Source organism: Mucilaginibacter celer (genome assembly GCF_003576455.2).
GTDB classification, from domain to species: Bacteria; Bacteroidota; Bacteroidia; order Sphingobacteriales; family Sphingobacteriaceae; genus Mucilaginibacter; species Mucilaginibacter celer.
Map to the genome: position 1 here is coordinate 6,063,559 of NZ_CP032869.1, position 22,482 is coordinate 6,086,040.

Consider the following 22,482-nt stretch of genomic DNA (forward strand, 5'->3'; position numbering starts at 1 on the left):
TGCTAAAAAGAAAAGCCACCAGCAAGGCTGGTGGCTTTGTATAGTTATTTTAAATTAAAATTTCGGATCTTCGCTATCAACCCTTGTAACTTCGGGGTTGGTAACAGTTTCGGGGATTGCGTTGTTATCCACATCGGGGTTTAACGCGGCCTCGCCGTTTACAAACTTATCGTAAGTGGTACGCTCATCAAACGGACGCTTACCTAAAATTTCTTCCAGGTCGCTTTGGAAAAGTACTTCTTTTTCCAATAGTTTTTGAGCTATGCTTTCTAAACCTGCACGTTTTTCGATCAACAGAACTTTGGTTTTTTGGTAAACCTCATCAACCAGTTTGCGTACTTCGTTATCAATCATTTCGGCAGTTGTATCCGAATATGGTTTGTTGAACTGATATTCGCCCTGCGGATCGTAGAAGGATACGTTACCAACGCTGGTGTTCATACCATAAATTTTGGTCATGGCGTAGGCAAGTTTGGTTATCCGTTCTAAATCGCTCAATGCACCGGTCGAGATCCTGCCGAAAACAATATCTTCAGCCACACGGCCACCCATTGATACGCTCATTTCATCGAGTAGTTGCTCGGTGGTATATAAAAACTGCTCTTTTGGCAGGTATTGGGCATAACCTAAAGCTGCAACACCACGCGGAACGATAGAAACTTTAACCAATGGATCGGCATGTTCCAGGAACCAGCCTGCAATAGCGTGACCGGCTTCGTGGTAAGCAACAATGCGTTTTTCTTCTGGAGAGATGATCTTGTTTTTCTTTTCCAAACCACCGATAACACGATCGATAGCATCCTGGAAATCTGTCATATCAACCGACTCTTTATTTTTACGGGCAGCGATCAGCGCTGCTTCGTTACAAACGTTAGCAATTTCGGCACCTGCAAAACCAGGGGTTTGGGCTGATAGTTTTTTAGCATCAACGCCATCAGATAATTTGATAGGCTTTAAGTGAACCTTGAAAATTTGCTCACGGCCAATCAAATCCGGTTTATCGATAGATACCTGCCTGTCGAAACGGCCCGGACGCAATAAAGCTGAATCCAGTACATCCGGACGGTTGGTTGCAGCAAGGATAATGATGCCAGAATCTGTACCGAAACCATCCATCTCAACCAGTAACTGGTTCAGGGTGTTTTCGCGCTCATCGTTACCGCCTACTATATTGTTTTTACCACGGGCGCGACCAATGGCGTCAATCTCGTCAATAAAAATGATACAAGGCGCTTTATCTTTGGCCTGGCGGAATAAATCGCGCACACGTGATGCACCCACACCCACAAACATCTCCACAAAATCAGAACCTGAAAGCGAGAAGAAAGGCACCTGTGCTTCACCTGCAACGGCTTTAGCTAACAAAGTTTTACCTGTACCCGGCGAGCCTACAAGTAAAGCGCCTTTAGGGATTTTACCACCCAGGTTGGTGTATTTTTTAGGGTTTTTAAGGAAATCAACAATCTCCATAACCTCCTGCTTGGCTTCTTCCAAACCGGCAACATCATTAAAGGTAACGGTTACCTGGGCCTCTTTATCAAACAGGGTAGCTTTTGATTTACCGATGTTGAAGATCTGGCCACCCGGGCCACCGCCCGAACCGCCGCTCATCCTGCGCATAATAAAAATCCATACACCGGCAAACAACACCACCATAATTACGCCCTGCACCAGCCAGTTTGATAACAGGCTTTCGTGGCCCTGCTCGAAGGTAACGGGTACTTTCTGGTCATCAGGCACATCTTTTTGCGCATCGGCAATTGATTTTTTCAGGCTTTCGTAAGTGGCATCAGTAAACGAAAACTGCGGGCCGCTGTTGCTTGTGTTGCTATTGAAAATGCTTTTGTCTTTTTGTGCGTTATTGGCAAAATATGGTTTTGAAAGGCTGCTTTTTTTAATGTAAACCTCGGCCACCACAAGGTCGCCGTTTTTATAAGCTACAATTTTTTCAACGTCGCCGGTGCGAAGCATATTGGCTTCAAACTCCTGGAAATTAACAAGTTTCCCGGTACCACCGGTCATTAAGGTAGGGATCAGTAAAAAAGCTAAAATAACAATGCCATAAAGCCACATGATGTTAAACTTAGGCGGCTTGGGCGATGAGGGCTTTTTATTCACAATTTTACGGATAGGCCTGGGATTTTCTGATTTAGAATCTTTAATATCTTTCATTTCTTTATACGAGCTCAAACTTACAATCTATAATTTAAATTTTACGCGGTAACAGTAAGACTATGCGTTGAGCCTTTATGTGACGAATGTTTATGCACTTTTATAATATTTAATTTCGGCATCGCCCCACAAATCCTCCACTCCATAAAACTCACGTTTATCGGTCCTGAATACGTGAACTACAACATCCACATAATCAAGCAAAATCCACTCGCCGTGCTCAATACCCTCTTTGCGCCAGGGATCTTGCCGGGTGGCCTTGAAAATTTCATCCTCAATACTATTTGCAATTGCTTTTACCTGTGTTGACGAATCGGCATGGCAGATCACAAAATAATCTGATACCGAACTGAATATATTACGTAGGTCTAACCTGATAATATCATTGCCTTTTTTTTCCTGGATACCATGTATTGCCAGTTCTGAAATATAGGCAGATTCACTTAACACTTTGTTTTTTACCATCAAAAAGAATTAGTTTTGAACGTTTTTGAGTATAAAATTATTACACATTGCAAAATAACATATTTTCAGGATTATTTGTTGGTCAAAATTTAGTAACAATTAAACAAGTCGACTCGACAAATAGTTTCCTAAAAAATTTATTGTCAAATTCCACGCCAGTACCCGAAGGTACGGTCATTATGGCAGAAGAGCAATACGCCGGCCGGGGCCAGCAACAAAACACCTGGCACAGCGAACCGGGCAAAAACCTCACTTTCAGCCTGCTGCTCAAACCCCATTTTTTAACGCCCGGCCAGCAGTTTGATCTTAACCGGGCCGCAAGTTTGGGCGTTTACGATGCTTTATATCCGCTGCTTGGCGACAAACTGAAAATAAAATGGCCTAACGATATTTACTATGGCGATCAAAAACTGGGCGGCATGCTGATTGAAAACAGCATTCAGGGCGATAAGCTTAAAGACTCGGTAGTGGGTATAGGCATCAACATAAACCAGGAAAATTTTCCTGATGGCGCGGTAAATGCCACTTCGGTAAAGCAAATCTTACAAAAGGATTATGAATTAACCCTTATATTATCGGAAATTTGTAGGTACGTAGAAGTGTACTATTTAAAGCTAAGGGCGGGGCAAACAGAATTTGTAAGGAATGCCTACCTGCAGCGACTATATTGGTTAAACGAAGAGCGCAGTTTTGAGTCAGAAAACAGAGGTGTTTTTAACGGCATTGTAAAAAACGTGCTTCCGGCGGGTTTACTTGTTATTGAAGATACTATGGGCGTACAAATGGAGTTTAACCTCAAAGAATTGAAATTTTTAAACAAATAAAATAAACTACAAAACACAAATGAAGAAACTATTGGTATTGGTAACCGCGCTTATTATCAGCGCCGGCGCTTACGCTCAGATTGAATCGCCGGTAAGGTGGTCGTACGCGGCAAAAAAGGTGAATGATAAGGAAGCTATAGTATTTTTAAAAGCTACTATACAAAGCGGCTGGCATATTTACTCGCAAACCGTTAAAGACGGCGGGCCAATTAAAACATCGTTTGAGTTTACTCCGTCAAAATTATATGCTGCAACAGGCAAAACTACCGAGCCAAGCCCGATTACGAAGTATGAGAAGGCATTCAGCATGAATGTAAGCTACTTTGAAAAAGAGGTTGTGTTTAGCCAGAAGATCAGCTTAAAATCGCCAAAAGCAACGGCAGTTACAGGTAAATTAACGTACATGACCTGTAACGATATGAAATGCCTTCCGCCCGAAGATGTTGACTTTACTATCCCTTTAGCTAAATAATCAGCAGCATTTCAACAGTCATGAAATTATTAAATAAAGGTGCTATCCTGCGCGCCGGGCTTATTGCATTAATTACGCTTATTGTTATTTCCGCAACCGGGGTAAACCCGGTTTATGCGGTACAGAAAAAGGCTGCCGATACAACAGTATCAACAAACGACCTTAATTTTACCTCAATCCCTACCGCTGCCGACAGTATTGCTATCAGGAAAAAGCACCTGGATTCGGTTAAAAAAGCCGAGGCGGCAAAAAAGGCGGTAACAAAAACTTCCGTATCAAAAAGTAAGGCCGCAAAGCCAAAAACACTTTGGCAAATTTTTATTGAGGGCCTAATAGGGGGCTTTACCGCGGTAATCCTGCCTTGTATTTACCCTTTACTGCCTTTAACAGTAAGCTTTTTTACCAAAAAAAGTGGCAACAAAAGCAAGGCTGTTATGCAGTCGCTCATTTATGGGGTGTCTATTATTGTAATATACGTTACATTGGGTTTGCTGATCTCGATCATCTTTGGTTCAGATGCCTTGAATGAATTAGCAACCAACGGGATATTTAATATTTTCTTCTTTTTATTGCTGGTGGTATTCGGAGCCTCATTTTTGGGAGCTTTTGAAATTACGCTGCCAAGCTCGTTGGCCAATAAACTGGATGAAAACTCGGATAAGGGTGGCCTTGCCGGGATATTTTTCATGGCAGCCACGCTGGTAGTGGTTTCTTTTTCATGTACCGGGCCAATTATAGGCACATTACTGGTTGACGCCGCTTCAAAAGGCGATAGGTTAGGCCCGGCTATGGGTATGTTCGGCTTCTCGCTGGCATTAGCATTGCCGTTTACCATATTCGCGTTATTCCCATCGGCATTAAAAACTTTGCCTAAATCGGGCGGTTGGCTTAACAGCGTAAAAGTGGTATTAGGCTTCCTGGAACTTGCTTTCGCGCTTAAGTTTTTATCAAATGTAGATTTGGCTTACCACTGGCATTGGCTGGATAGGGAAGTATTCCTTTCTCTGTGGATTGCAATCGGCCTGCTTGTTGGATTGTATCTGATAGGCAAGATCAAATTTTCGCACGATAGCGATGTTAAATTTTTAACTATTCCACGCACTTTCCTGGCAATCGTAGTATTCGCGTTTGTTATTTATATGGTTCCGGGCTTATGGGGCGCTCCTTTAAAGTCAATCAGCGCGTTTTTACCTCCCGAAGGCACCCAGGATTTCAACCTTTCAGCGGTGCCCGACGGTGGTTCTGGCAGTGCAGGCCCGGCTTCAGCCAGCGTAGCGTTGCCTGCAAATATCGGGCAGCCAAAATATGCCGAAAACTACACCAGTATAAAAACCAGGGGCCTTGACGCATGGTATGATTATGACCAGGCCCTTCAGGTATCAAAAGCCCTGCACAAACCGATATTAATAGATTTTACCGGTTTTAACTGCGTTAACTGCCGTAAAATGGAAGCCGATGTATGGTCGGACAAGGAGGTTTTCCGTCGCATTAAAAACGATTTTGTATTGTTACAGCTGGTAGTTGACGATAAAGCTGATTTGCCGGTGGCCGAACAGTTTACATCTGATTATAGCGGCAAAAAAATCACAACCCTTGGTGGTAAATGGAGCGATCTGGAGGCTAAACGTTTCAACGCAAATTCGCAGCCACTTTATGTTATGCTGGATAGCGAAGGCAATCTGTTAAAGGATGCTACGGGTAATGAGATAGCCCCGCTACCTGCCGAATATCACATCCCGCTATACATTAAATTTTTAGATAGCGGCATTTCGGCCTATAAAAAATAATAATCGGGTAAAAAATTAGTGTAAATTCGCGCAAAATATTAAACGCCGCGTTTTATTGGTTGGCGGCGTTTAATTAGCGAACAATATTTATAACCCTAATTAAGTTATGAATAGGGAAACCTATATCATAACCGCAACAAAAAAATGACTCAGATCAAAAATATCGGCGTTTTTACATCAGGTGGTGATGCACCGGGTATGAATGCCGCCATCAGGGCGGTAGTACGCGCTGCTATGTATTATGGCATCGAGGTCACGGGTATCCGCCGTGGCTATGATGGCATGGGTAAAGGCGAGTTTGTACCCATGAACCGCAAATCGGTATCAAACATCATTCAACGCGGCGGCACTATTTTAAAAACCGCGCGCTGCGATAACTTCCGCACTCCCGAAGGTCGTAAAAATGCTTACGAACAGCTTGTAAAACATAAAGTTGACGCCCTTGTAGCCATTGGTGGCGATGGTACTTTTACCGGCGCCAAAGTTTTTGGAAACGAATTTGATATCCCGGTTGTAGGTTTGCCCGGCACCATTGATAACGATTTGGTAGGTACCGATTTCACCATCGGTTATGATACCGCCATCAATACCGTTGTAGATGCAGTAGATAAAATTCGCGATACCGCCGAATCGCACGACAGGTTGTTTATTGTTGAGGTAATGGGGCGCGATTCGGGCCTGATTGCCCTGCGCACCGGTATCGCTACCGGGGCCGAAGCCATCCTGATTCCTGAAAGTAAAACCGGTTTGGAAGGTTTGTTTAACCGCCTGGAGTTTGGCCGTAAAGATAAAACATCGCGCATTGTAATTGTTGCCGAAGGTGATGATACCGCCGGTGGCGCTTTTGAAGTTGGCCGTTTAGTACAAGAGAAATTCCCTAATTACGATACCCGCATTTCTATTTTAGGCCACATACAACGCGGCGGCGCGCCAAGCTGTATGGATAGGGTATTGGCCAGCCGTGTTGGCGCAGCAGCCGTTGAGGCCCTGCGCGATGGCCACCGCAACGAAATGATCGGCTTAATTAATGGCGAAGTAGCTTACACACCTTTTGAGCATGCTATTAAACACCACCAGGGCATTGATCCTAACATGATTAAGCTGGTTGAGATGTTATCGATGTAATTTCAGTTAAAACGATAAAAGAAACAGCCCCGGTATTAATATCCGGGGCTGTTTTGTTTTGATGGGTTTACAATAAATCTTGTTTAGTGGAAGTCCAGCGCCGTTGTTGATATTGTTACAAACAACTGCGGAAGGGCGCAAATCATTTAAAATGGATTTTCGCCCCTCAAATAACTTGAAAGCTGCGAACCTATAAATCCAGCCAATGAGCAATCTAATGAATGAACCCATCCTCTGGGATCTCCTTCAAATACCGCTTCATACAAAGTGGGGTTATCTTTCCCTTCGTCTAAGTATATGAATAAAAATTGATCGTGGGCATTATAAACATCTACCACATAAAATGGCCTCGGTATGCTTAGTTCATAATCGGCCAGATCTTCTCGTGCCATTTCCTGCATTTCTGCCTGGCTATCACTATAGTAAGCTAATACATAGCATCTTTTACCTGCTAAGTATAACAATTCTCTTAAAGCTTTTGGGAATGGATTACCATTGTTATATGTTTTTTCCAGGCTAATGATTTCATCCATAGATATGGGTTTAAGCTTTGCTTCATAGCCGCTTGGTCTAATAACTGAAGGACAATTATTTAGTTGCTTTAAATATTCGATTTCCATGTTTTAATTAGAGTTTGATAATCCTGGACGGTGAGGCCTATCGTAGAAACTCTTCCCTCCGCCCTCCCAAGGGAGGGAATCGCACCTTTCCATTCTTTTTTGTTTGTTTTAAACATCTGCATCACCCCCTCATTTAATAAACGTACTATCCACAATCAGCCTGATCACCTCGTCAATTTCCTTACTAACGGTTAGTATATGGCCGATAATATCCTCATTGTCGGGATTGAAAAAGTTTTCGCGATCTATCAGGCTGATGAGCCCGAGCATGCTGGCCACCGGTCGGCGTAATTCATGCGAACTTAGGGAGGCTATATTACGGAGGCGCTCGTTTTGGTTAAGCAATTCCTGCTGGGTTTTAAGGCGGTTGGTGATGTTGTGACCTAAGCAGCCCACGCCAATAATTTCGCCTTTTTGTGTATAAATAGGGTTAAAACTTACCTCAAAGTATAAACGCCGGCCTCCCTGCGGGTCGATGCTTGCATTAACTATGGTATAACGCTCGCCATCCAAAGCACGCTGGTAGTAAACATTCCAATCGTCAATTATTTGTTGTGTGTAGCCGGCGTGCTTGTAAGAGTACTCGCCACGTTGCGGCTCAACGCCGGTTAGGTAAGTAACCTGGTTGATATAGGCCTGGTTCATGTACACAAAGCGCTTTTCCCTATCAACCGACCAGATATGATCTTCGGTATTATTAATGAGCGCTTCCATGCTGTTTTTTATACGCATGGCTTCTTCGCGAGCCTGGAACCGTACAGTTATATCCTGGCCTATCCCCTGCACTTCGATAACCTTGCCGCTTTCATCAACTATCGAAATAAATTCCCACTCGGTATCATGCAAAAAGCCTTGCTTATCGGGTTTTTTATGAATAAGCTTTACAATTTTGCCCGGGTTGCTGAGGCAGTTGGCAAAAACTTCTTCACAGAGATACAGCTCCTGGGGTATGGTTGTTTTAGAAAAATGCTGGCCGATAATTTCGCTTTTGCTGTAGCCGAAGGTTTTGCTGAACTGTTTATTGATAAAAGTAAAATTCCCCCCGGTATCAATCCTGATCAGGAAATTGGTTTGCGAATCTATCAGCGAATTTAAAAACTGCTCGGTCCTGATATCCTCTGTTTCCTGGGCGGGGATCTGCGTTTCGGCTATTTCACTTATTAATATACTGTTGCCGGTGATGGCATCGCTAACAAGCCTGCGGGTTTCGGTTAAATGACGATTATTGGTTGTAGGGCTGTAGTTTAAAACAACGCTTTGCCCGCAGGTAAGCGCCTGCGTAAGTTCCCGGATTTGGCTGTGCGTTTCCGGAGCGATCAAGCCATTTAAAAAATCATTATTTTGCTTGAGGTGGTTTTCATCTACCCCAAAAATATCGCAAAAGCTATCGCTAACAACCAAGTAATTTTGCCGGCTGAGATCAAAAACAATTGTACAACTATACTTTCCGGTTGTGACTGGGTTTAACATGCACAAAACAAGGGGGGGGACAGTATAAAGTTATAATGTTTTTTTAAATTACAAATGCTACTGTTACAATAATTTAGCTGCAACTTCCTGCCAGGTATTTACCCGTTCATAATCGGTAAGCAGCATGTTGTGCGGGGATGTATACAGTATTTTGCGCCCGTTAAAAGTGGCGAAGTTTTTAATCCGGTCGTCAATCATAATATCCACATCCAGTATTTTATGTCCGCAGAAGATGATGTTGGTCCAGGAGATGAACGGAAAATGCTCCTCCAGCCAGGCCTGCTTATCCTCCAGCGAATATTTAAACTCCATAGCTGCCGAGGCTATGTATACGTCATACTTATCATGCAGGGCCCTTACTACTTCCTGCGCACCGGGCATTACCGGTATATCCCTGAAAAAACCGCGCTCGTTAATATATACTCTTAATGTTTCGCTCAGGTGCGGAGGCAGGATTTCTCTAAACTCTTTGCCCTCCATATTGCCCATCGAAAAATCTTCATCATGGCGCTCCTTATACATGGTGATGAATTTGCCGATGGTATCGGCAATAACTTCATCCATATCAATAGCTATACGTGTTTTACGGTTGATGCTCATGGTGGTAAAATGCAATTTTTTTAATTGATTGCAATGTTAAGTTTTTAATAACGGCAGGGCAAACCATTCTCCCAAACAAAAACAACCACTCACCTAATCAACCCAATCAACCACTCATCCCAAAAACAACCACAAACAATTAATTATCAATCATTTTTAATATTAATAATTATTTATACCTTTGCATCCCCGCAGAAAGAACTCCGGGGATAATGTTGAATACATAACAATTTACAATGGCAACTAAGATCAGACTACAAAGACACGGTAAAAAAGGTAAACCTTTTTATTACATCGTGGTAGCAGACTCACGCGCTCCACGTGATGGACGCTTCATTGAGCGTTTAGGTTCATACAACCCAAACACTAACCCCGCAACTATCGACATCAACTTCGACAAAACTTTAGATTGGGTTAATAACGGTGCCCAGCCTACCGATACTTGTCGTGCTATCCTTTCATACAAAGGTGTGCTTTACAAAAAACACTTACAAGGTGGTGTTAAAAAAGGTGCTTTAACTGAAGAGCAACTTGAAACCAAATTTGCTGAATGGCTTGACCAGAAAGAAGGCAAAATCACCGGTAAAAAAACCAGCCTTAACGTAGCTAAAGATGAGGCCCGCAAAGCTGCATTAGCTGCCGAAGCTAAAAAGAGCGAAGAAAAAGCTGCTGCTATCGCCGCTAAAAACGCTCCTGTTGCCGAAGAAACTGAAGCCGCTACAGAAGAAGCTGCTGAAAACACCGAAAGCGCAGAATAATTTATTTGAAGCAAGCATAAGAGCAAATTGGCAGTTCCTGTCTTGCATCTTACGTCTTGATTTCTTAAATCTAACTAATGGCGAAGCAAACAGCTTCGCCATTGTTGTTTAAAATATTTTTAAATGAAAACTGAAGATCATTTCAGGATTGGCAGCGTTTTAAAAACCAAAGGCCTGAAAGGCGAGTTGCAGATCTACGTAGATTTTGATGGCATCGAGGCTATCAAATTTAATGCTGTATTTATTGATATTGCAGGCAAGCTGATCCCTTATTTTGTATCATCCATCAAATACCTGCAAAAAAATAACGCTTATTTAAACCTGGAGGATGTTGATACCATCGAAAAAGCGTTGCCGCTGGTAAAGCGTGATATCTATCTACCCAATAAATTAAAGCCGAAGAAAAAGAAAGAAGAGTTTACTCTAAACGATGTAGAAGGTTTTATCGCTATCGACGAGACGCACGGCGAATTGGGCGAGATCCTGAGCGTACAGGAGTATCCTCAACAACTGATAGCTACAGTTGAGTACAAAAACAAAGAAGTGATGTTTCCGCTTAACCTGGAGATTATTAAAGGTATTGATGTTGAAGGTGGTGAAATTTATGTTGACCTGCCCGAAGGCTTGCTGGATATTTATTTGGAAGGATAGATTTTAGAAGCGAGACTTTTAGAATAAAGAAGCATGATGCTACACTAATGCCCGTGTCTCCACGGGCATTTTTCGTTTAAAATTGGGTGCAAAATATTTTGTCAAATATATTTGACATTTGTAAAGTTTATTTTACATTTGGTAAATCAAACTTTACAATCATGAAATCACGTTTTTTATTTCCGGCAAAAGCCCGCTTTTTAGGGTTGCTCTTATTTTTAGGAGGATTGGCATTTTATATTTATTCGCAAAACAGCACCAAAGAAATCCTCGTATGGCATAACCTTCCAAAATCGTTACAAAGCCTTACAGGCAGCATATTGGATGAAAATTTTGACGATGAGGTCCAGCTATTCATGGTATTATCCGGCCTGATCCTTTTGGCGTTTTCAAAAGAACGTGTGGAAGACGAGCACATCATTCAACTTCGCTCCGATTCGTTGCAATGGGCGGTTTATGTAAACTACTCGGTGTTCGCGGTTCTGATTTTTGTAGCTTATGGGATTGGTTTCCTGATGTTTACCATGTATAATGTATTAACCCTGCTGGTGTTCTTCATTATCCGTTTCAGATGGAAGATATTTTTATTAAACAAAGGATTAACTACCGAAGTGAAGGGGGCAATATCATGAAATCACGCTTTTTATTTCCGCTTTGGTTCAGATACCTCGGCCTTGCGCTGTTCCTGATCCATATTCCTATTGTGATGTTTAAAAGAGACCTCGGCTTCAATACTCAGGATGAACCGGTAAACGAAGACCTGTTCAACAGCCATCACCTCTTTTTTATGCTCACCACATTACTTATGGCTATCGGTTTATTCTTTATCGCCTTCGCTAAAGAGCGCATTGAAGACGAACAGATTTTTCAGCTTCGCCTCGACTCATTGCAATGGGCCATTTATGTAAATTATATACTTTTGGTAGTGAGTTTAATATTAAGTAAAGACACCGAACATATTTTATTTTTAAATTTACTGGTGCCGCTGGTTTTTTTCATCGTGCGTTTCAGGTGGAAAATTTTTCAAAACAACCGTCTTATCAATAAGGAAGAGGGGCAGATATGAAAAACAACATCAGGGTGGAGCGGGCCATCAAAAACATAACCCAGGCCGAACTGGCCGAACTGATAGGCGTATCGCGGCAAACCATCAATACCATCGAAAGCAACAGGTACGTACCATCAACCGTGCTGGCTTTAAAAATAGCCCGTGTATTTGGCAAGCCGGTTGAGGAAATTTTTAGCCTGGACGAAGAAGATTAACCAAACCCATATAACCATGGCAACAAAACCAGCTTTCGCACCACAGTTGGCCATTCCGCATGGCGTAACTGACATTAGTTTTTATATTAACGCCTTAGGCGCTGTCGAGCTGCGCCGTTTCAGTAATGATGACGGCAGCATCCACGTATCCGAATTATCGATAAATGGCACCCTATTCCACCTGCACGAAGAAACAGAGCGCACGGCCGTACTTTGCCCCGATACCATTAAAGCCACAAGCGTAACCATCGGTCTTTTTGTTGATGATGTGCACGCGGTAATGGAGCAGGCAAGGCAAGCCGGTGCTAAAGTTGCCTCGGAGGTACAGGATTATGATTACGGCTACCGCCAGGGCGATTTTGTTGACCCCTTTGGGCACAGGTGGATGATTGAGAAAGCGATATAGGCGCAGAGAAGCAAGCTGTAAAAAATCAGTTAACAAGATAAAACACGCAATATGGCGAAGCAACCTACTTTCGGTAACGGCAAGATCTGCTACATCGAGATCCCGGCCATTGATATACCAACCTCGGCAAAGTTTTTTGAAACTGTTTTTGGATGGAATGTGCGAACGGATAATCACGGCTTCGCGGCCTTTGATGACGTCGTCGGCGAAGTAAGCGGCATGTGGGTAACCGGCAGGGAACCAATGGGCAAGGCTGGCTTGCTGATATCTATTATGGTTGATGATGCCGCAACAGCTGTTAAATTAATAGAAGCTAACGGCGGGATAATTATTAAACCGGTAGACAAGGAATCATCCGAAATTACCGCTCACTTTACGGATCCGGCCGGTAATTTATGGGGAATTTATCAGCACGGAGGATAAAGGCATTAACGAACTGTTATACGATATTGTACAACAGTTCGTTAATGCTTTAATTATAAACCGATCACAATATGTTACTGCCCCGCTATTTTAAATTTATCGGATTTTTCCTGGTTATTCCCTCGCTGGTAATTGGTGTACTGTTTGAGTTTGCCGACTATGTTATCCCCTTTTTGAATTATCATGGAGGAAGGCGACGAGGCGCTATGGCGGCTATTGGCGATCACAATATGACGGATGAAATAGCAACTACTCTTTTAATCTTCGGACTGTTTTTTATTGGCCTCAGCAAGTTAAAAAACGAAAACGATCAAACACTTAAACTGAGGCTTAGCGCATTGTTTTGGGCCGTTTTAGTCGAGGGGGTTTCTGAGTCGGCATTGTTAATCGTCTTCAATTCCGGGTTATTCCAAATTGATTTTATCCAACAATACGATACGCCTGTTCTCGTTTTCATAAACAATAACAATCTGGTTATTTTATTCATCACCTATCTATTACGATTTTACTATTTGTATTACTGTAATAAACAGAGCCCGAAGCCATACTATATTTCATTCCGCCCGTTGGTCTTAGCGGCCAAAGCAATCACCATTATATTGCTCACCTATATCCTTGGTGCTTCATTAGATCTTATTAAAATAAAAGCGCTCGACTATGCAATTTTCATTTTATTACCGGCAATTTTGATATGGGTCGGCTCTGGCGACCAAACAAAAGGTGAGTTGATCGAGCCCATCAGGTTAAAGGCTATGCTTATAAGTGTAGGTTTTAATTATAGCTTATTTATTGTGCTAACATGGGCCGTTTACGGCATCAACTATCTTGCAGTGCAATATATTAGCATGGCTTCCGTGCCGCTTTTGTTTATTCCGCTTTTTTATTGGCTTAAATCACGGCAAAAATCACAACCGGGAGTTACAGTTTCACTTTCGTAGGCCAACTATTCCTCCCCCGCATTCGCAAATTTGATCTCCGCATATCTGCATATTGATTTATTATCTTTGCGCATGCGTTTTGATATCATCTCTGTTTTGCCCGGTTTGCTCGAAAGTCCTTTTGCTCACTCAATTTTACAGCGTGCGCAAAAAAAAGGTATTTCTGAAATTGTAGTCCATAACCTGCGCGACTATGCTACCAATAAGCAAAAAAGCGTGGATGATTATCCTTACGGCGGCGGCAGCGGCATGGTAATGACCATTCCGCCTTTTGCAGCCTGTATTGAAAAGCTAAAATCAGAACGGGAATACGACGAGATCATTTTTATGAGCCCAGATGGCGAAACCCTTAACCAGGCTATAGCCAACCAACTCTCCATCAAAAAAAACATCATTATACTTTGCGGCCATTACAAGGGGATAGATCAGCGCATCCGTGATATTTATGTAACCCGCGAAATCTCGATAGGCGATTATGTGCTTTCGGGCGGTGAACTACCCGCCGCGGTACTGGTTGATGCCGTAGTGAGGCTCATCCCGGGCGTACTGAGCGACGAAACATCGGCCCTGTCGGATTCCTTCCAGGATGATCTCTTGGATGCCCCTGTATACACCCGCCCCGCCGACTGGAACGGCCACAAAGTGCCCGACATCCTGTTAGGCGGCAACACCCCCGAAATAGAAAAATGGCGTCACGAACAGGCGCTGGAGCGGACGAGGCTGAGAAGGCCTGATTTGTTGGGGGAAGGTGAGTAGTTATTTTTTTGGTGAGTAATTGATTAGGTTGGATTAAGTGAATGGTTGTTTTGTCTGAACCGGAATTTTTAGAATTAAAGAATTTACAGAATGCTGAGCAAATTCTAAAAATTTCAATAATTCCCCCAAATTCGAGTTCAGACAAAACAACCATTCTCCTAATCAACCACTCACCCAATCAACCATTCACCCAAAAACCTTAAATTAGTTTGCAACCAAATAATGCATCGTGCATTATAGTGGCATTGCAGCTATGAACCCAAGCCATAACGAAGCCCAGCTTATTGAACAATGCCGAACCGATCCGGCTGCTTTCGGGCAGGTGTTTGACCGTTGGTATAAGCCGGTTTTTGGTTACGTGATGCGCCGTTGCGGCGATTACGATTTGGCCCGCGATATTGCCGCCGAAACATTTCTGAAAGCTTTTTTAAAAATCGGTTTGTTTAAATGGAAGGGCATCAGTCTTTCAGCATGGCTTTACCGCATTGCCACCAACGAGCTTAACCAATACTATCGCGCCAGCAAATACAAACCCGAATCGTTACAGCAACTGCTCGAAAACCCGCAGATGGAAAAACTACTGCATGACCACGCCGGCAACGAGCGCGAAATAATAGAACAGGAACTCAAAGCCTTTGATGAATATAACCGCATCCGCCAAAACCTGCTGAAGTTGGATATCAAATACCAGGAGGTAATAGCCCTGCGCTATTTTGAACAGAAAAGCAATACCGAAATCAGCGAGATACTGGATAAAAACGAGGGCACGGTAAAATCGCTGCTATCGCGCGGGCTTGAAAAATTAAGAAATATGCTTTAAGCATTGCAACCAAAATCAATTAATGCATTATAAGGGTAATTAACATGAAAAATCAGGACGAATTTTTAAAACAAATGGAAAACCTAAAAGTACCCGATGTAAATCCATCCCAACACCAGCAACTGGTAAAAATGGCGATTATGAATGCCAGCCGTTCTGCTGCGTTGGGCTTATGGCTGGTAATACTGCCGTGCTATTTTATGATATGCGTATTTTTATATTATTACTTCCACCCAAACACCAACTGGTTCAGTTCGATGTTTGGTGTGATGATACAGCTTGAAAAAGTGCCGTACATTAACTACACCGGCCCTATTGTACTATTTATATTGCCCGTAGTATGCATTATCATCAACCTGCTATCCATTATCCATGTTGGCGTTAAGCAAATCGACCCTAACCGGCGTATGGCTAAAGAACTCAACATCAGCATCAGGCTGAAGCTGTGGAATATTATATTAATCCTTATCAGCCTGGGTATATTATTCGCATTTCTCGCCTTCGCCATGACAGAAAACATCTCCATTAAAAATTAAATCATCATGAAACTAAACTGGTTTACCCGTAAAGGGATCATTTACCTGCCGGTATCAATAATTGGCTGGGTTATATTAACAATAGCGGTAACTTACGCGGCGATTGCCTCGGTAATTATCGGCAAACATTCAAATTCGGTGGGCGATATGCTTATCAATGCTATATTTAACCTGCTTTTAAGCGGATTGGCGTACACCCTTATCGCATACTTTACCGAGCGAAAATCGCAGCCCGGAACAGCGTAGCCATCGTGTGCAATACCCTAAAAACCGCAGATGTTTGTTAATAAAAAAACTAAATGTGGAAATTTTTAAATTTGGTTTTTATTTAATGAAAAAAATGCCTAATATTGCAATCCGATTTTTACGGGCTAAAAATCGCATTAAGAGCTTAAAATCATGGATTTAGTAAAATTTGTTGAAGAGCAATCAGTAGAAAAAAAGCAGCTTCCAACCTTCAAAGCTGGTGATACTGTAAGTGTTCACTATAAAATCAGAGAAGGAAATAAAGAACGTGTTCAGGTTTACCAAGGTGTTGTTATTCAGCGCAACAGTACTGGTGTAACTGAAACTTTTACTGTACGCAAAGTATCAAATGGTATTGGCGTTGAGCGTATCTTCCCTGTTAACTCTCCAAACATCGACAAGATTGAGGTTAACAGCGTAGGTAAAGTTCGTCGTTCAAAACTTTACTACCTGCGTGCCCTTACCGGCAAAGCTGCCCGTATCAAATCAAAACGCGTTTAATTACCTCGCTGCTTAGCAGCATATAAAAAATTAAAAGGCCTTTCTGAAAGCAATTTTCGGTAAGGCCTTTTGCTATGCGATGGTTTTTGAATTGCAGGTTGTTTAACGGCTTCATTTTCAGAAACACGGGATTGGCGATTAAATAATTCAATCAGAAATCTTCCGGTAGCTGACTAAGTTCAGAATAAGGGAAATCAACTCCCATTAATAAAAAATGTCATTTCGATAGAGCGACGGGGAGGTTGTGGGATGGCGCGAAAGAGAAATCTTCTACGCCATGCAAAGCGGTTATGCACGGCGTAGAAAATTTCTCCTCACTCCTTTATAGCAATTCTCCGCCGTTCGATCGAAAGGACATCAATTGTTTCCCTGCCCCGAACTTACGTTCTGTCAGGCATCGGGATAATCACAAGAAAAAAGAGGCCGGTCATGACTGATGACCGGCCTCTTTTTTTTGTAGCCAAGCAAACTGCCCACCGGCAACTGCTAACTAATTATTCCCTTTCACCCTGCCCTTTTCATCATCGGCACCGCTGCGGTGCTGGCGCATTTTGATGGCGCTGTTGCCAAAATTATAGGTAAAGGTAAGGCGCATCACGCGGGTGTCGTTTTTCTGTTTAATAACAAAGTTATTATTAACCACCTGGCTGCTTAAATCATTGCGGCGAATATTAAAAATGTCATCGCATGATGCCTTGATGTTGAATTTCTTCTCCATAAATGATTTGCTGATGCCCATATCAACCGAATAACGCGGTCTTATTTTATAAATACCATAAGTTAAAGGTGATTGGTAGTCGCCCATCACTTCAAAACGGTAGCCTGCAAATTTAAAGGTTTGCGTAGCACGGCCCTGGAAAGCCCACTGCCCGTCGTTAAATTTTTGCCCGGCCAGCGTGTCTGATTTAAAGCCGAGGTAGAATGAAGTGAGGTTTACGTTACCTTCCCACCATTTGGTGATGGTAAAAGGTGTATTAACGTTAATGTTGTAAGCGGTTTGTGTTTGCAGGTTCTGGTGCGTTTCGAACGAGCGCTTGCCTTCGGTTAAAATCAGTTCGGTAATAGCATCGGTGGTGTGGCTGTAACCAAGGCTTACGTTAACGGTTTTATTATAGGTATAGTTAAACTCGAAGTTTTGCGTGTATTGCGGATTAAGGAATGCGTTACCCTGCGAGTAGGTGTATGGATCCAGGTAATAAACAAATGGGTTCAGATCATCATAACCCGGGCGATCGATACGGCGGCTGTAAGAAAAACTCACCTCGTTTTTATCATTAATGGTTTGGTTGATGAATGCGCTCGGGAACCAGTTTAAATAACTCCTTTTCACCGGCGTGCTGCCAATAAGGTTACCGGTTGAACGGGTTTGCTCGGCGCGGATACCTATCTGTATAGAAAACTTTTTGAACTGCTTGTTCAGGTTCAGGTATCCGGCGTTAATTTTTTCGTCGTAAATAAAACGGTTGGTACGCGTACTATCGTTTCTGTAGGCACCGTTAGCAAAAATTTGCGCCTGCAAATCATTATCGGTTTTAACACTGCTGAATTTTACGCCGGCTTCCAGCTTAATGGTTTTGGTAAGCGGTTTGGCATAATCGGCTTTGCCCGTATAAATACTGATGGTTGATGGGGTTTGGTTACGCAACATCTGCGGATCGTGCTGTTTACTGCCATCCGGTAAAAAATAGTCAGTATTGTACATCGCGTTCGAGTTGTTTTTAAATTTCGAGTAATCCAGGTCAATGCTCAATTCCTGTCCGCTGGTGTCCAGTTTAAGCCTGTCGTTAAGATTAAGCGCAAAGTTTTTATAGGTTTGGCGGATATCCGATGTGGTACGCAATGACGAATCGGCCACGCCAAATTGTTTACCTATTATAGTAGTGTTGTCGTTCAGATCTTTTCCGCTGTTGGAGTAGCCGCTTACCACAAAGCCGATGGTATGTTTAGAGGTAAGATCATAATCGGCACCGAGGCGGTAATTGTTATAATGATTAACGCTTGGCATATCCGATTTTTGGTTGAAATAGGTTTTATTGCCCAACGAATCGCTGATGATGCGGTTAATGCCTATATCGTGCCCGCGTTTGTTATCGCCCCTACTTAATGAGGTAAACACGTTAAGGTTACCTTGCTTGTGGTTAAGGTTAAGGCTGCTGTTATCGCGCCAGTACTGGCTTTTAGCCCCGCCAACAGTAATGCTGCCGTTAGTGCCCGATTGGGTATTCTTTTTCAGTTTGATGTTGATAATGCCCGAGTTACCTGCGGCATCGTACTTGGCCGATGGATTGGTAATGATCTCGATAGATTTAATGGTATTACCATCGGTAGAGCGCAGCAGGGTAGCCAGCTGCGCTGCCGTTAGGTAAGTAAGCTTATCATTAATCATTACGGTTACGCCCTGCTTGCCTTTCAGGCTGATGTTATCATCCTTATCAACGGTAACGCCGGGGGCGCGTTCTAAAATTTCCATGGCCGTGTTGCCGGCCGCCAGTACGCTATTTTCAACGTTCATTACGGTGCGGTCAATTTTGCGTTCAACCAGGGGTTTGCTGGCGGTAATGGTTACACCTTTTAATTCGGTGGCACCCGCATGCATGTTGAGGGCCGGGGCGGTTACGTGGGTTGAGTTTTCGGCAACGGTGAAGGCCTTGCTTACGGCTTTTTTATAGCCTACAACGGTAGCCTTTATTACATAATTGCCGGCTTTAATGTTATCAAAAACGTAAACACCGGCATCGTTGCTCAGCGCACCTTTAACCAGGGTTGAGTCGGAAGCGCGCAAAAGACTTACCGAGGCATAATCAAGCGGTTTACCCTGCTCGTTTACCAGCGAGCCTGATACCTTTGCCGCGGGCTTGGCCTGCTGGGCAAAAGATGCACTCCAACTGATAGCAACAAGCAGAAGTGTGAAAAATATGTTGTGTATGATGGATTTCATTTTTTTATAGTTTTAGATTGTAAAGGCAAAGCGATGCCACAAAGAAGCGCCTGCTTCTTTTTTTGTGTTGTAAATAAGTTTTTTGCTATTCCGGCTTGTTTACCGGCTTGGGGCTTGGGTGTTTAGTATTTATGAGATATAGGCAGTTGTTTTCATTGTTTCCTTGTTTTATGATTTAAAAATTAAGGCAAAACAATTCCACCTGGCTTTGCGCCATTTTTTTAACAGTATCGAAATTTATATTTCCGGATTACCCGGTTGGTGATTGTGTTGCTTTTTACATTAAGATGCAAAAACCGGTGCTTTGGTTACAGATTATTTTCACTTTTTAATACCGGAGTAAAATTTTTTGCCAATTCTTTAATTATCCGGAAAGTAACAAGCAGGTTATCAGCTGTTGAGGGATGAGTAGCAATGCGCCCAACGCAGTTGCTTTTTACCACGGCATCAACTCCTTTAAACTGGTAATAAAAAGGTATAATAAGCCCGCTAAAAATTAGCAGGCTTATATATTTTAAAATGGTTTTCACAGGCAGGTTGTTTTTACGGTTTACTCTGTACGGGCAGTATCCGCAGCGATGGCCTTAAGGCTATCGGCTTTTGCTTTGGCGGCAACCACCGGCGATATTTTGCATTCGAGACCGGTAGTTGTCATCACAAACTCGGCGGTGCTGCCCTGGTCATTATTGTTGGTGGTTTTGCACTCGTACAAGTTGAAGTTTAAGTTACGATCAAGCTTATCGTCAATAATTACTTTGGCGTTAAGCGGCAGTTTTAAGGTTAAATGAACTTCCTGCCCTCTCCATAAAAAGCCTTTAGGGGTTGAAATATGGCGATCAAAGTTCAGTACCGAATCTCTCTGGTCAAAACGGTAGGTGGCGGCGCGGGCGTTGGTAAGTGCATCTTCCAGGTCGGTACCGCGGGCGCTGAAGGTTTCAACCAGGGTTGGCTGGGCCACATCGCTTTTTTCAATATCAATATTTACACTGTGATACGGTCCGTCCGATCCGTTAAAATCATCATCCAGTATGATCATGCCTTTAAAGCGATCATTAATGCGCAGGCGGGTGCTATCCTCATTGCTTAAATATTTGGTATCATTTAAGCGCAGGTAATAAACATTATTGGTTGTTGGTTTCAGTTTAATGGTTTGGGTAAACCTGCCGCCCTCGCGAAAGTTGGCTGCGGTTTTTATACCATAATACGTTACTGCGCCCAAAGATGCCAGCCAGATACATAATAAGGTAGTGCCGATAGAACGGTTGAAGGATACCTTTTTAAATATAAACCCAATGGTCATTAAAATGATGGCAAGCAATGGGATAGATAATAACAGGAAGCCTGCTACCATAAATATACCGTTGGCCTGGTGATTGGCAATATTAAAAGGGAATACATTATAGATCCCCATGTTACCGGCGGCAAACAACCCGATTAACGATATGATAAGCGCCACAGCCATCCCGAAACAGCCTATTAAAATAGCGGCAGCAATAATTTTACCCACTATATTACCGGTACCTCTGATAAAAGCGGCCAGATGATGAAAAATATCACTTAACAAATCGCGCAGCTGGTATATAAATGGTTTTGCTTCGTGTTTTAAGTTTTGCAGGTTTCCGCGTACGGTGCTTAACTCTTCCTCAAAGTTCTTTTTAAAACCTTTCAGGTCCTGTTTTTCGCCTTTCATAGCCATGCGGTCGGCGCGGGTGATGGCTTTGGGCACTACCATCCATAATATAGTATATATAATAAGGCCGATGGCGGCAAAAGGTACCAGGATAGCAAAGGCCAGGCGCACCCATACCGGGCTGATATCAAAGTAATTGGCAATACCTGCGCAAACGCCGCTTACCAAATGATCGTCCGGATCGCGGAAAAGCCTGCGGCGTTCGGTGTTATATGAAGAAAATGGATTACGCGGATCTTTAGCATCGTTTTCTGCGGTTTCAAAATCCTGTACCGAGCCCATTTGCTCTACCACCTTTTTTACGTCGGCATCCACAATAACCTGCCTGGCTTCGGCAGCCAGGATCTCGTTAAACATTTCGGCAATACGGTTTTCAATGTCGGTTGTGATCTCGAGGCTATCTTCTGAGGTTGAAAAATGACGCTTTACATCGGTCATGTAGTTTTTCAGTACCTCGTAGGCATCTTCTTCAATGTGAAAAACCATGCCGTTAATATTTATGATGATTGTTTTGTTCATGAGTGTTTTAAATTTTAGGTTTTTTTATTTTCTCTCGCCGATAGCTGTTTGCACGGCAAATACCAGTTCCTGCCAGGTTTTATCCAATTGTTCAAGCACCGACCGGCCCTCGTCAGACAGGACATAGTACTTTCGGGGAGGCCCGGAAATGGACTCGACCCAGTTGTAAGTGAGCAGGCCGTTATTTTTTAGGCGGGTTAAAAGAGGATACAGAGTACCCTCAACTACAAGCAGTTGGGCTTTCTTAAGTTCAGCAATGATGTCTGATGCATATGTTTCGCCCTTAGCTATGATGGAAAGAATGCAGTACTCCAGTATGCCTTTCCTCATTTGGGTTTGAGTGTTTTCTACGATCATAATACAAAGATATATGTTTAAGATTGTATTATGCAATACATAGTACTATAATTATTAATTTTTTAGCTTTAGATTGATTTTTTGAAAAAAAAATACGCTTTTGTTAGAAATTACTTGACTTTTTGATAATGTAACATTACTTTTA

At 42.7% G+C, this 22,482-nt stretch carries 26 protein-coding genes; 17 read left to right on the forward strand and 9 right to left on the reverse strand.

Annotation, left to right across the window (positions count from 1 at the left end; all coding sequences use genetic code 11):
- Positions 1 to 54: 54 nt before the first annotated feature.
- Entirely contained in the window at positions 55 to 2,172 is a 2,118-nt protein-coding gene (gene ftsH, locus HYN43_RS25210; RefSeq protein ID WP_119406658.1) for an ATP-dependent zinc metalloprotease FtsH, read from the reverse strand.
- 90 nt (positions 2,173 to 2,262) lie between these two features.
- Positions 2,263 to 2,637, reverse strand: a complete 375-nt coding sequence (gene rsfS / locus HYN43_RS25215; protein WP_119406659.1) for a ribosome silencing factor — start codon at positions 2,635 to 2,637, stop codon at positions 2,263 to 2,265.
- 47 nt (positions 2,638 to 2,684) lie between these two features.
- On the opposite strand from rsfS, the gene HYN43_RS25220 reads away from it, so the two are divergent.
- The 4 genes from HYN43_RS25220 to pfkA all read left to right on the forward strand — a co-directional run bounded on the left by HYN43_RS25220 (position 2,685) and on the right by pfkA (position 6,845).
- Positions 2,685 to 3,461 (forward strand): biotin--[acetyl-CoA-carboxylase] ligase, encoded by a 777-nt coding sequence (locus HYN43_RS25220; protein ID WP_119406660.1) that lies wholly within the window; start codon positions 2,685 to 2,687, stop codon positions 3,459 to 3,461.
- 19 nt (positions 3,462 to 3,480) lie between these two features.
- On the forward strand, positions 3,481 to 3,933 hold the full coding sequence (locus HYN43_RS25225) for a protein-disulfide reductase DsbD domain-containing protein (RefSeq protein ID WP_119406661.1): 453 nt from the start codon (positions 3,481 to 3,483) through the stop codon (positions 3,931 to 3,933).
- 20 nt (positions 3,934 to 3,953) lie between these two features.
- The gene (locus HYN43_RS25230; protein ID WP_119406662.1) at positions 3,954 to 5,720 is read left to right on the forward strand and encodes a protein-disulfide reductase DsbD family protein; all 1,767 of its coding nucleotides are present in this window, start codon (positions 3,954 to 3,956) and stop codon (positions 5,718 to 5,720) included.
- Positions 5,721 to 5,864: 144 nt separating this feature from the next.
- Positions 5,865 to 6,845 carry a 6-phosphofructokinase gene (gene pfkA, locus HYN43_RS25235; protein ID WP_119406663.1) on the forward strand — a complete coding sequence of 327 codons (981 nt, stop codon included), beginning with the start codon at positions 5,865 to 5,867 and terminating at the stop codon, positions 6,843 to 6,845.
- Positions 6,846 to 6,991: 146 nt separating this feature from the next.
- Here the strand turns inward: pfkA and HYN43_RS25240 are convergent, their stop codons facing one another.
- The 3 genes from HYN43_RS25240 to HYN43_RS25250 all read right to left on the reverse strand — a co-directional run bounded on the left by HYN43_RS25240 (position 6,992) and on the right by HYN43_RS25250 (position 9,535).
- Positions 6,992 to 7,465 carry a hypothetical protein gene (locus HYN43_RS25240; protein ID WP_162996624.1) on the reverse strand — a complete coding sequence of 158 codons (474 nt, stop codon included), beginning with the start codon at positions 7,463 to 7,465 and terminating at the stop codon, positions 6,992 to 6,994.
- A gap of 129 nt (positions 7,466 to 7,594) precedes the next feature.
- Positions 7,595 to 8,866, reverse strand: a complete 1,272-nt coding sequence (locus HYN43_RS25245) for a PAS domain S-box protein (RefSeq protein ID WP_162996625.1) — start codon at positions 8,864 to 8,866, stop codon at positions 7,595 to 7,597.
- Positions 8,867 to 8,998: 132 nt separating this feature from the next.
- Positions 8,999 to 9,535: a 5' nucleotidase, NT5C type gene (locus tag HYN43_RS25250; RefSeq protein WP_245447016.1), complete on the reverse strand. Its 537-nt coding sequence runs from the start codon at positions 9,533 to 9,535 to the stop codon at positions 8,999 to 9,001.
- Between the two features lie 236 nt (positions 9,536 to 9,771).
- Here HYN43_RS25250 and HYN43_RS25255 point away from each other — a divergent pair, with 236 nt between their 5' ends.
- The 13 genes from HYN43_RS25255 (at position 9,772) to rplS (ending at position 16,833) form a co-directional block, all read left to right on the forward strand.
- Positions 9,772 to 10,293 (forward strand): 30S ribosomal protein S16, encoded by a 522-nt coding sequence (locus HYN43_RS25255; RefSeq protein ID WP_119406666.1) that lies wholly within the window; start codon positions 9,772 to 9,774, stop codon positions 10,291 to 10,293.
- Positions 10,294 to 10,416: 123 nt separating this feature from the next.
- Positions 10,417 to 10,944, forward strand: a complete 528-nt coding sequence (gene rimM / locus HYN43_RS25260; RefSeq protein WP_119406667.1) for a ribosome maturation factor RimM — start codon at positions 10,417 to 10,419, stop codon at positions 10,942 to 10,944.
- Positions 10,945 to 11,105: 161 nt separating this feature from the next.
- Positions 11,106 to 11,576 carry a hypothetical protein gene (locus HYN43_RS25265; protein WP_119406668.1) on the forward strand — a complete coding sequence of 157 codons (471 nt, stop codon included), beginning with the start codon at positions 11,106 to 11,108 and terminating at the stop codon, positions 11,574 to 11,576.
- Positions 11,573 to 12,010: a hypothetical protein gene (locus HYN43_RS25270; protein WP_119406669.1), complete on the forward strand. Its 438-nt coding sequence runs from the start codon at positions 11,573 to 11,575 to the stop codon at positions 12,008 to 12,010. Before HYN43_RS25265 ends, HYN43_RS25270 begins: the two co-directional genes overlap by 4 nt.
- Positions 12,007 to 12,207, forward strand: a complete 201-nt coding sequence (locus HYN43_RS25275) for a helix-turn-helix transcriptional regulator (protein WP_022829645.1) — start codon at positions 12,007 to 12,009, stop codon at positions 12,205 to 12,207. Before HYN43_RS25270 ends, HYN43_RS25275 begins: the two co-directional genes overlap by 4 nt.
- Positions 12,208 to 12,223: 16 nt before the next feature.
- Positions 12,224 to 12,613: a VOC family protein gene (locus tag HYN43_RS25280; protein WP_119406670.1), complete on the forward strand. Its 390-nt coding sequence runs from the start codon at positions 12,224 to 12,226 to the stop codon at positions 12,611 to 12,613.
- Positions 12,614 to 12,664: 51 nt separating this feature from the next.
- A complete protein-coding gene (locus HYN43_RS25285) occupies positions 12,665 to 13,036 on the forward strand; it encodes a VOC family protein (protein ID WP_119406671.1) in 372 nt (123 codons plus the stop codon).
- 206 nt (positions 13,037 to 13,242) lie between these two features.
- Complete coding sequence (locus HYN43_RS25290; protein ID WP_162996626.1) at positions 13,243 to 13,974, forward strand: hypothetical protein; 732 nt, start codon at positions 13,243 to 13,245, stop codon at positions 13,972 to 13,974.
- 72 nt (positions 13,975 to 14,046) lie between these two features.
- Complete coding sequence (trmD, locus tag HYN43_RS25295; RefSeq protein WP_119406673.1) at positions 14,047 to 14,730, forward strand: tRNA (guanosine(37)-N1)-methyltransferase TrmD; 684 nt, start codon at positions 14,047 to 14,049, stop codon at positions 14,728 to 14,730.
- 253 nt (positions 14,731 to 14,983) lie between these two features.
- Positions 14,984 to 15,550, forward strand: coding sequence for an RNA polymerase sigma factor (locus tag HYN43_RS25300; RefSeq protein WP_119406674.1), 567 nt, complete (start codon positions 14,984 to 14,986; stop codon positions 15,548 to 15,550).
- Positions 15,551 to 15,594: 44 nt separating this feature from the next.
- A complete protein-coding gene (locus HYN43_RS25305) occupies positions 15,595 to 16,086 on the forward strand; it encodes a hypothetical protein (protein ID WP_119406675.1) in 492 nt (163 codons plus the stop codon).
- Positions 16,087 to 16,092: 6 nt separating this feature from the next.
- Complete coding sequence (locus HYN43_RS25310) at positions 16,093 to 16,332, forward strand: hypothetical protein (protein WP_119406676.1); 240 nt, start codon at positions 16,093 to 16,095, stop codon at positions 16,330 to 16,332.
- A 153-nt stretch (positions 16,333 to 16,485) separates the two neighbouring features.
- Complete coding sequence (gene rplS, locus HYN43_RS25315) at positions 16,486 to 16,833, forward strand: 50S ribosomal protein L19 (RefSeq protein ID WP_119406677.1); 348 nt, start codon at positions 16,486 to 16,488, stop codon at positions 16,831 to 16,833.
- A 490-nt stretch (positions 16,834 to 17,323) separates the two neighbouring features.
- Here rplS and HYN43_RS25320 read toward each other — a convergent pair whose 3' ends face one another.
- From HYN43_RS25320 to HYN43_RS25335, 4 genes are all read right to left on the reverse strand, one after another.
- A complete protein-coding gene (locus tag HYN43_RS25320) occupies positions 17,324 to 19,771 on the reverse strand; it encodes an outer membrane beta-barrel family protein (RefSeq protein WP_119406678.1) in 2,448 nt (815 codons plus the stop codon).
- Positions 19,772 to 20,079: 308 nt separating this feature from the next.
- Positions 20,080 to 20,301: a hypothetical protein gene (locus tag HYN43_RS25325; RefSeq protein ID WP_119406679.1), complete on the reverse strand. Its 222-nt coding sequence runs from the start codon at positions 20,299 to 20,301 to the stop codon at positions 20,080 to 20,082.
- 20 nt (positions 20,302 to 20,321) lie between these two features.
- The gene (locus HYN43_RS25330) at positions 20,322 to 21,980 is read right to left on the reverse strand and encodes a PspC domain-containing protein (protein ID WP_119406680.1); all 1,659 of its coding nucleotides are present in this window, start codon (positions 21,978 to 21,980) and stop codon (positions 20,322 to 20,324) included.
- Between the two features lie 24 nt (positions 21,981 to 22,004).
- Positions 22,005 to 22,337, reverse strand: a complete 333-nt coding sequence (locus HYN43_RS25335; protein WP_119406681.1) for a PadR family transcriptional regulator — start codon at positions 22,335 to 22,337, stop codon at positions 22,005 to 22,007.
- Positions 22,338 to 22,482 lie beyond the last annotated feature (145 nt).

Excerpts from the sequence above, each read along its gene's own strand:
- ftsH (WP_119406658.1), bottom strand. The coding sequence starts at position 2,172 with ATGAAAGATATTAAAGATTCTAAATCAGAAAATCCCAGGCCTATCCGT.
- rsfS (WP_119406659.1), bottom strand. The coding sequence starts at position 2,637 with ATGGTAAAAAACAAAGTGTTAAGTGAATCTGCCTATATTTCAGAACTG.
- HYN43_RS25225 (WP_119406661.1), top strand. The coding sequence starts at position 3,481 with ATGAAGAAACTATTGGTATTGGTAACCGCGCTTATTATCAGCGCCGGC.
- HYN43_RS25230 (WP_119406662.1), top strand. The coding sequence starts at position 3,954 with ATGAAATTATTAAATAAAGGTGCTATCCTGCGCGCCGGGCTTATTGCA.
- pfkA (WP_119406663.1), top strand. The coding sequence starts at position 5,865 with ATGACTCAGATCAAAAATATCGGCGTTTTTACATCAGGTGGTGATGCA.
- HYN43_RS25240 (WP_162996624.1), bottom strand. The coding sequence starts at position 7,465 with ATGGAAATCGAATATTTAAAGCAACTAAATAATTGTCCTTCAGTTATT.
- HYN43_RS25250 (WP_245447016.1), bottom strand. The coding sequence starts at position 9,535 with ATGAGCATCAACCGTAAAACACGTATAGCTATTGATATGGATGAAGTT.
- HYN43_RS25255 (WP_119406666.1), top strand. The coding sequence starts at position 9,772 with ATGGCAACTAAGATCAGACTACAAAGACACGGTAAAAAAGGTAAACCT.
- rimM (WP_119406667.1), top strand. The coding sequence starts at position 10,417 with ATGAAAACTGAAGATCATTTCAGGATTGGCAGCGTTTTAAAAACCAAA.
- HYN43_RS25265 (WP_119406668.1), top strand. The coding sequence starts at position 11,106 with ATGAAATCACGTTTTTTATTTCCGGCAAAAGCCCGCTTTTTAGGGTTG.
- HYN43_RS25270 (WP_119406669.1), top strand. The coding sequence starts at position 11,573 with ATGAAATCACGCTTTTTATTTCCGCTTTGGTTCAGATACCTCGGCCTT.
- HYN43_RS25275 (WP_022829645.1), top strand. The coding sequence starts at position 12,007 with ATGAAAAACAACATCAGGGTGGAGCGGGCCATCAAAAACATAACCCAG.
- HYN43_RS25280 (WP_119406670.1), top strand. The coding sequence starts at position 12,224 with ATGGCAACAAAACCAGCTTTCGCACCACAGTTGGCCATTCCGCATGGC.
- HYN43_RS25285 (WP_119406671.1), top strand. The coding sequence starts at position 12,665 with ATGGCGAAGCAACCTACTTTCGGTAACGGCAAGATCTGCTACATCGAG.
- HYN43_RS25290 (WP_162996626.1), top strand. The coding sequence starts at position 13,243 with ATGGCGGCTATTGGCGATCACAATATGACGGATGAAATAGCAACTACT.
- trmD (WP_119406673.1), top strand. The coding sequence starts at position 14,047 with ATGCGTTTTGATATCATCTCTGTTTTGCCCGGTTTGCTCGAAAGTCCT.
- HYN43_RS25300 (WP_119406674.1), top strand. The coding sequence starts at position 14,984 with ATGAACCCAAGCCATAACGAAGCCCAGCTTATTGAACAATGCCGAACC.
- HYN43_RS25305 (WP_119406675.1), top strand. The coding sequence starts at position 15,595 with ATGAAAAATCAGGACGAATTTTTAAAACAAATGGAAAACCTAAAAGTA.
- HYN43_RS25310 (WP_119406676.1), top strand. The coding sequence starts at position 16,093 with ATGAAACTAAACTGGTTTACCCGTAAAGGGATCATTTACCTGCCGGTA.
- rplS (WP_119406677.1), top strand. The coding sequence starts at position 16,486 with ATGGATTTAGTAAAATTTGTTGAAGAGCAATCAGTAGAAAAAAAGCAG.
- HYN43_RS25320 (WP_119406678.1), bottom strand. The coding sequence starts at position 19,771 with ATGAAATCCATCATACACAACATATTTTTCACACTTCTGCTTGTTGCT.
- HYN43_RS25330 (WP_119406680.1), bottom strand. The coding sequence starts at position 21,980 with ATGAACAAAACAATCATCATAAATATTAACGGCATGGTTTTTCACATT.
- HYN43_RS25335 (WP_119406681.1), bottom strand. The coding sequence starts at position 22,337 with ATGATCGTAGAAAACACTCAAACCCAAATGAGGAAAGGCATACTGGAG.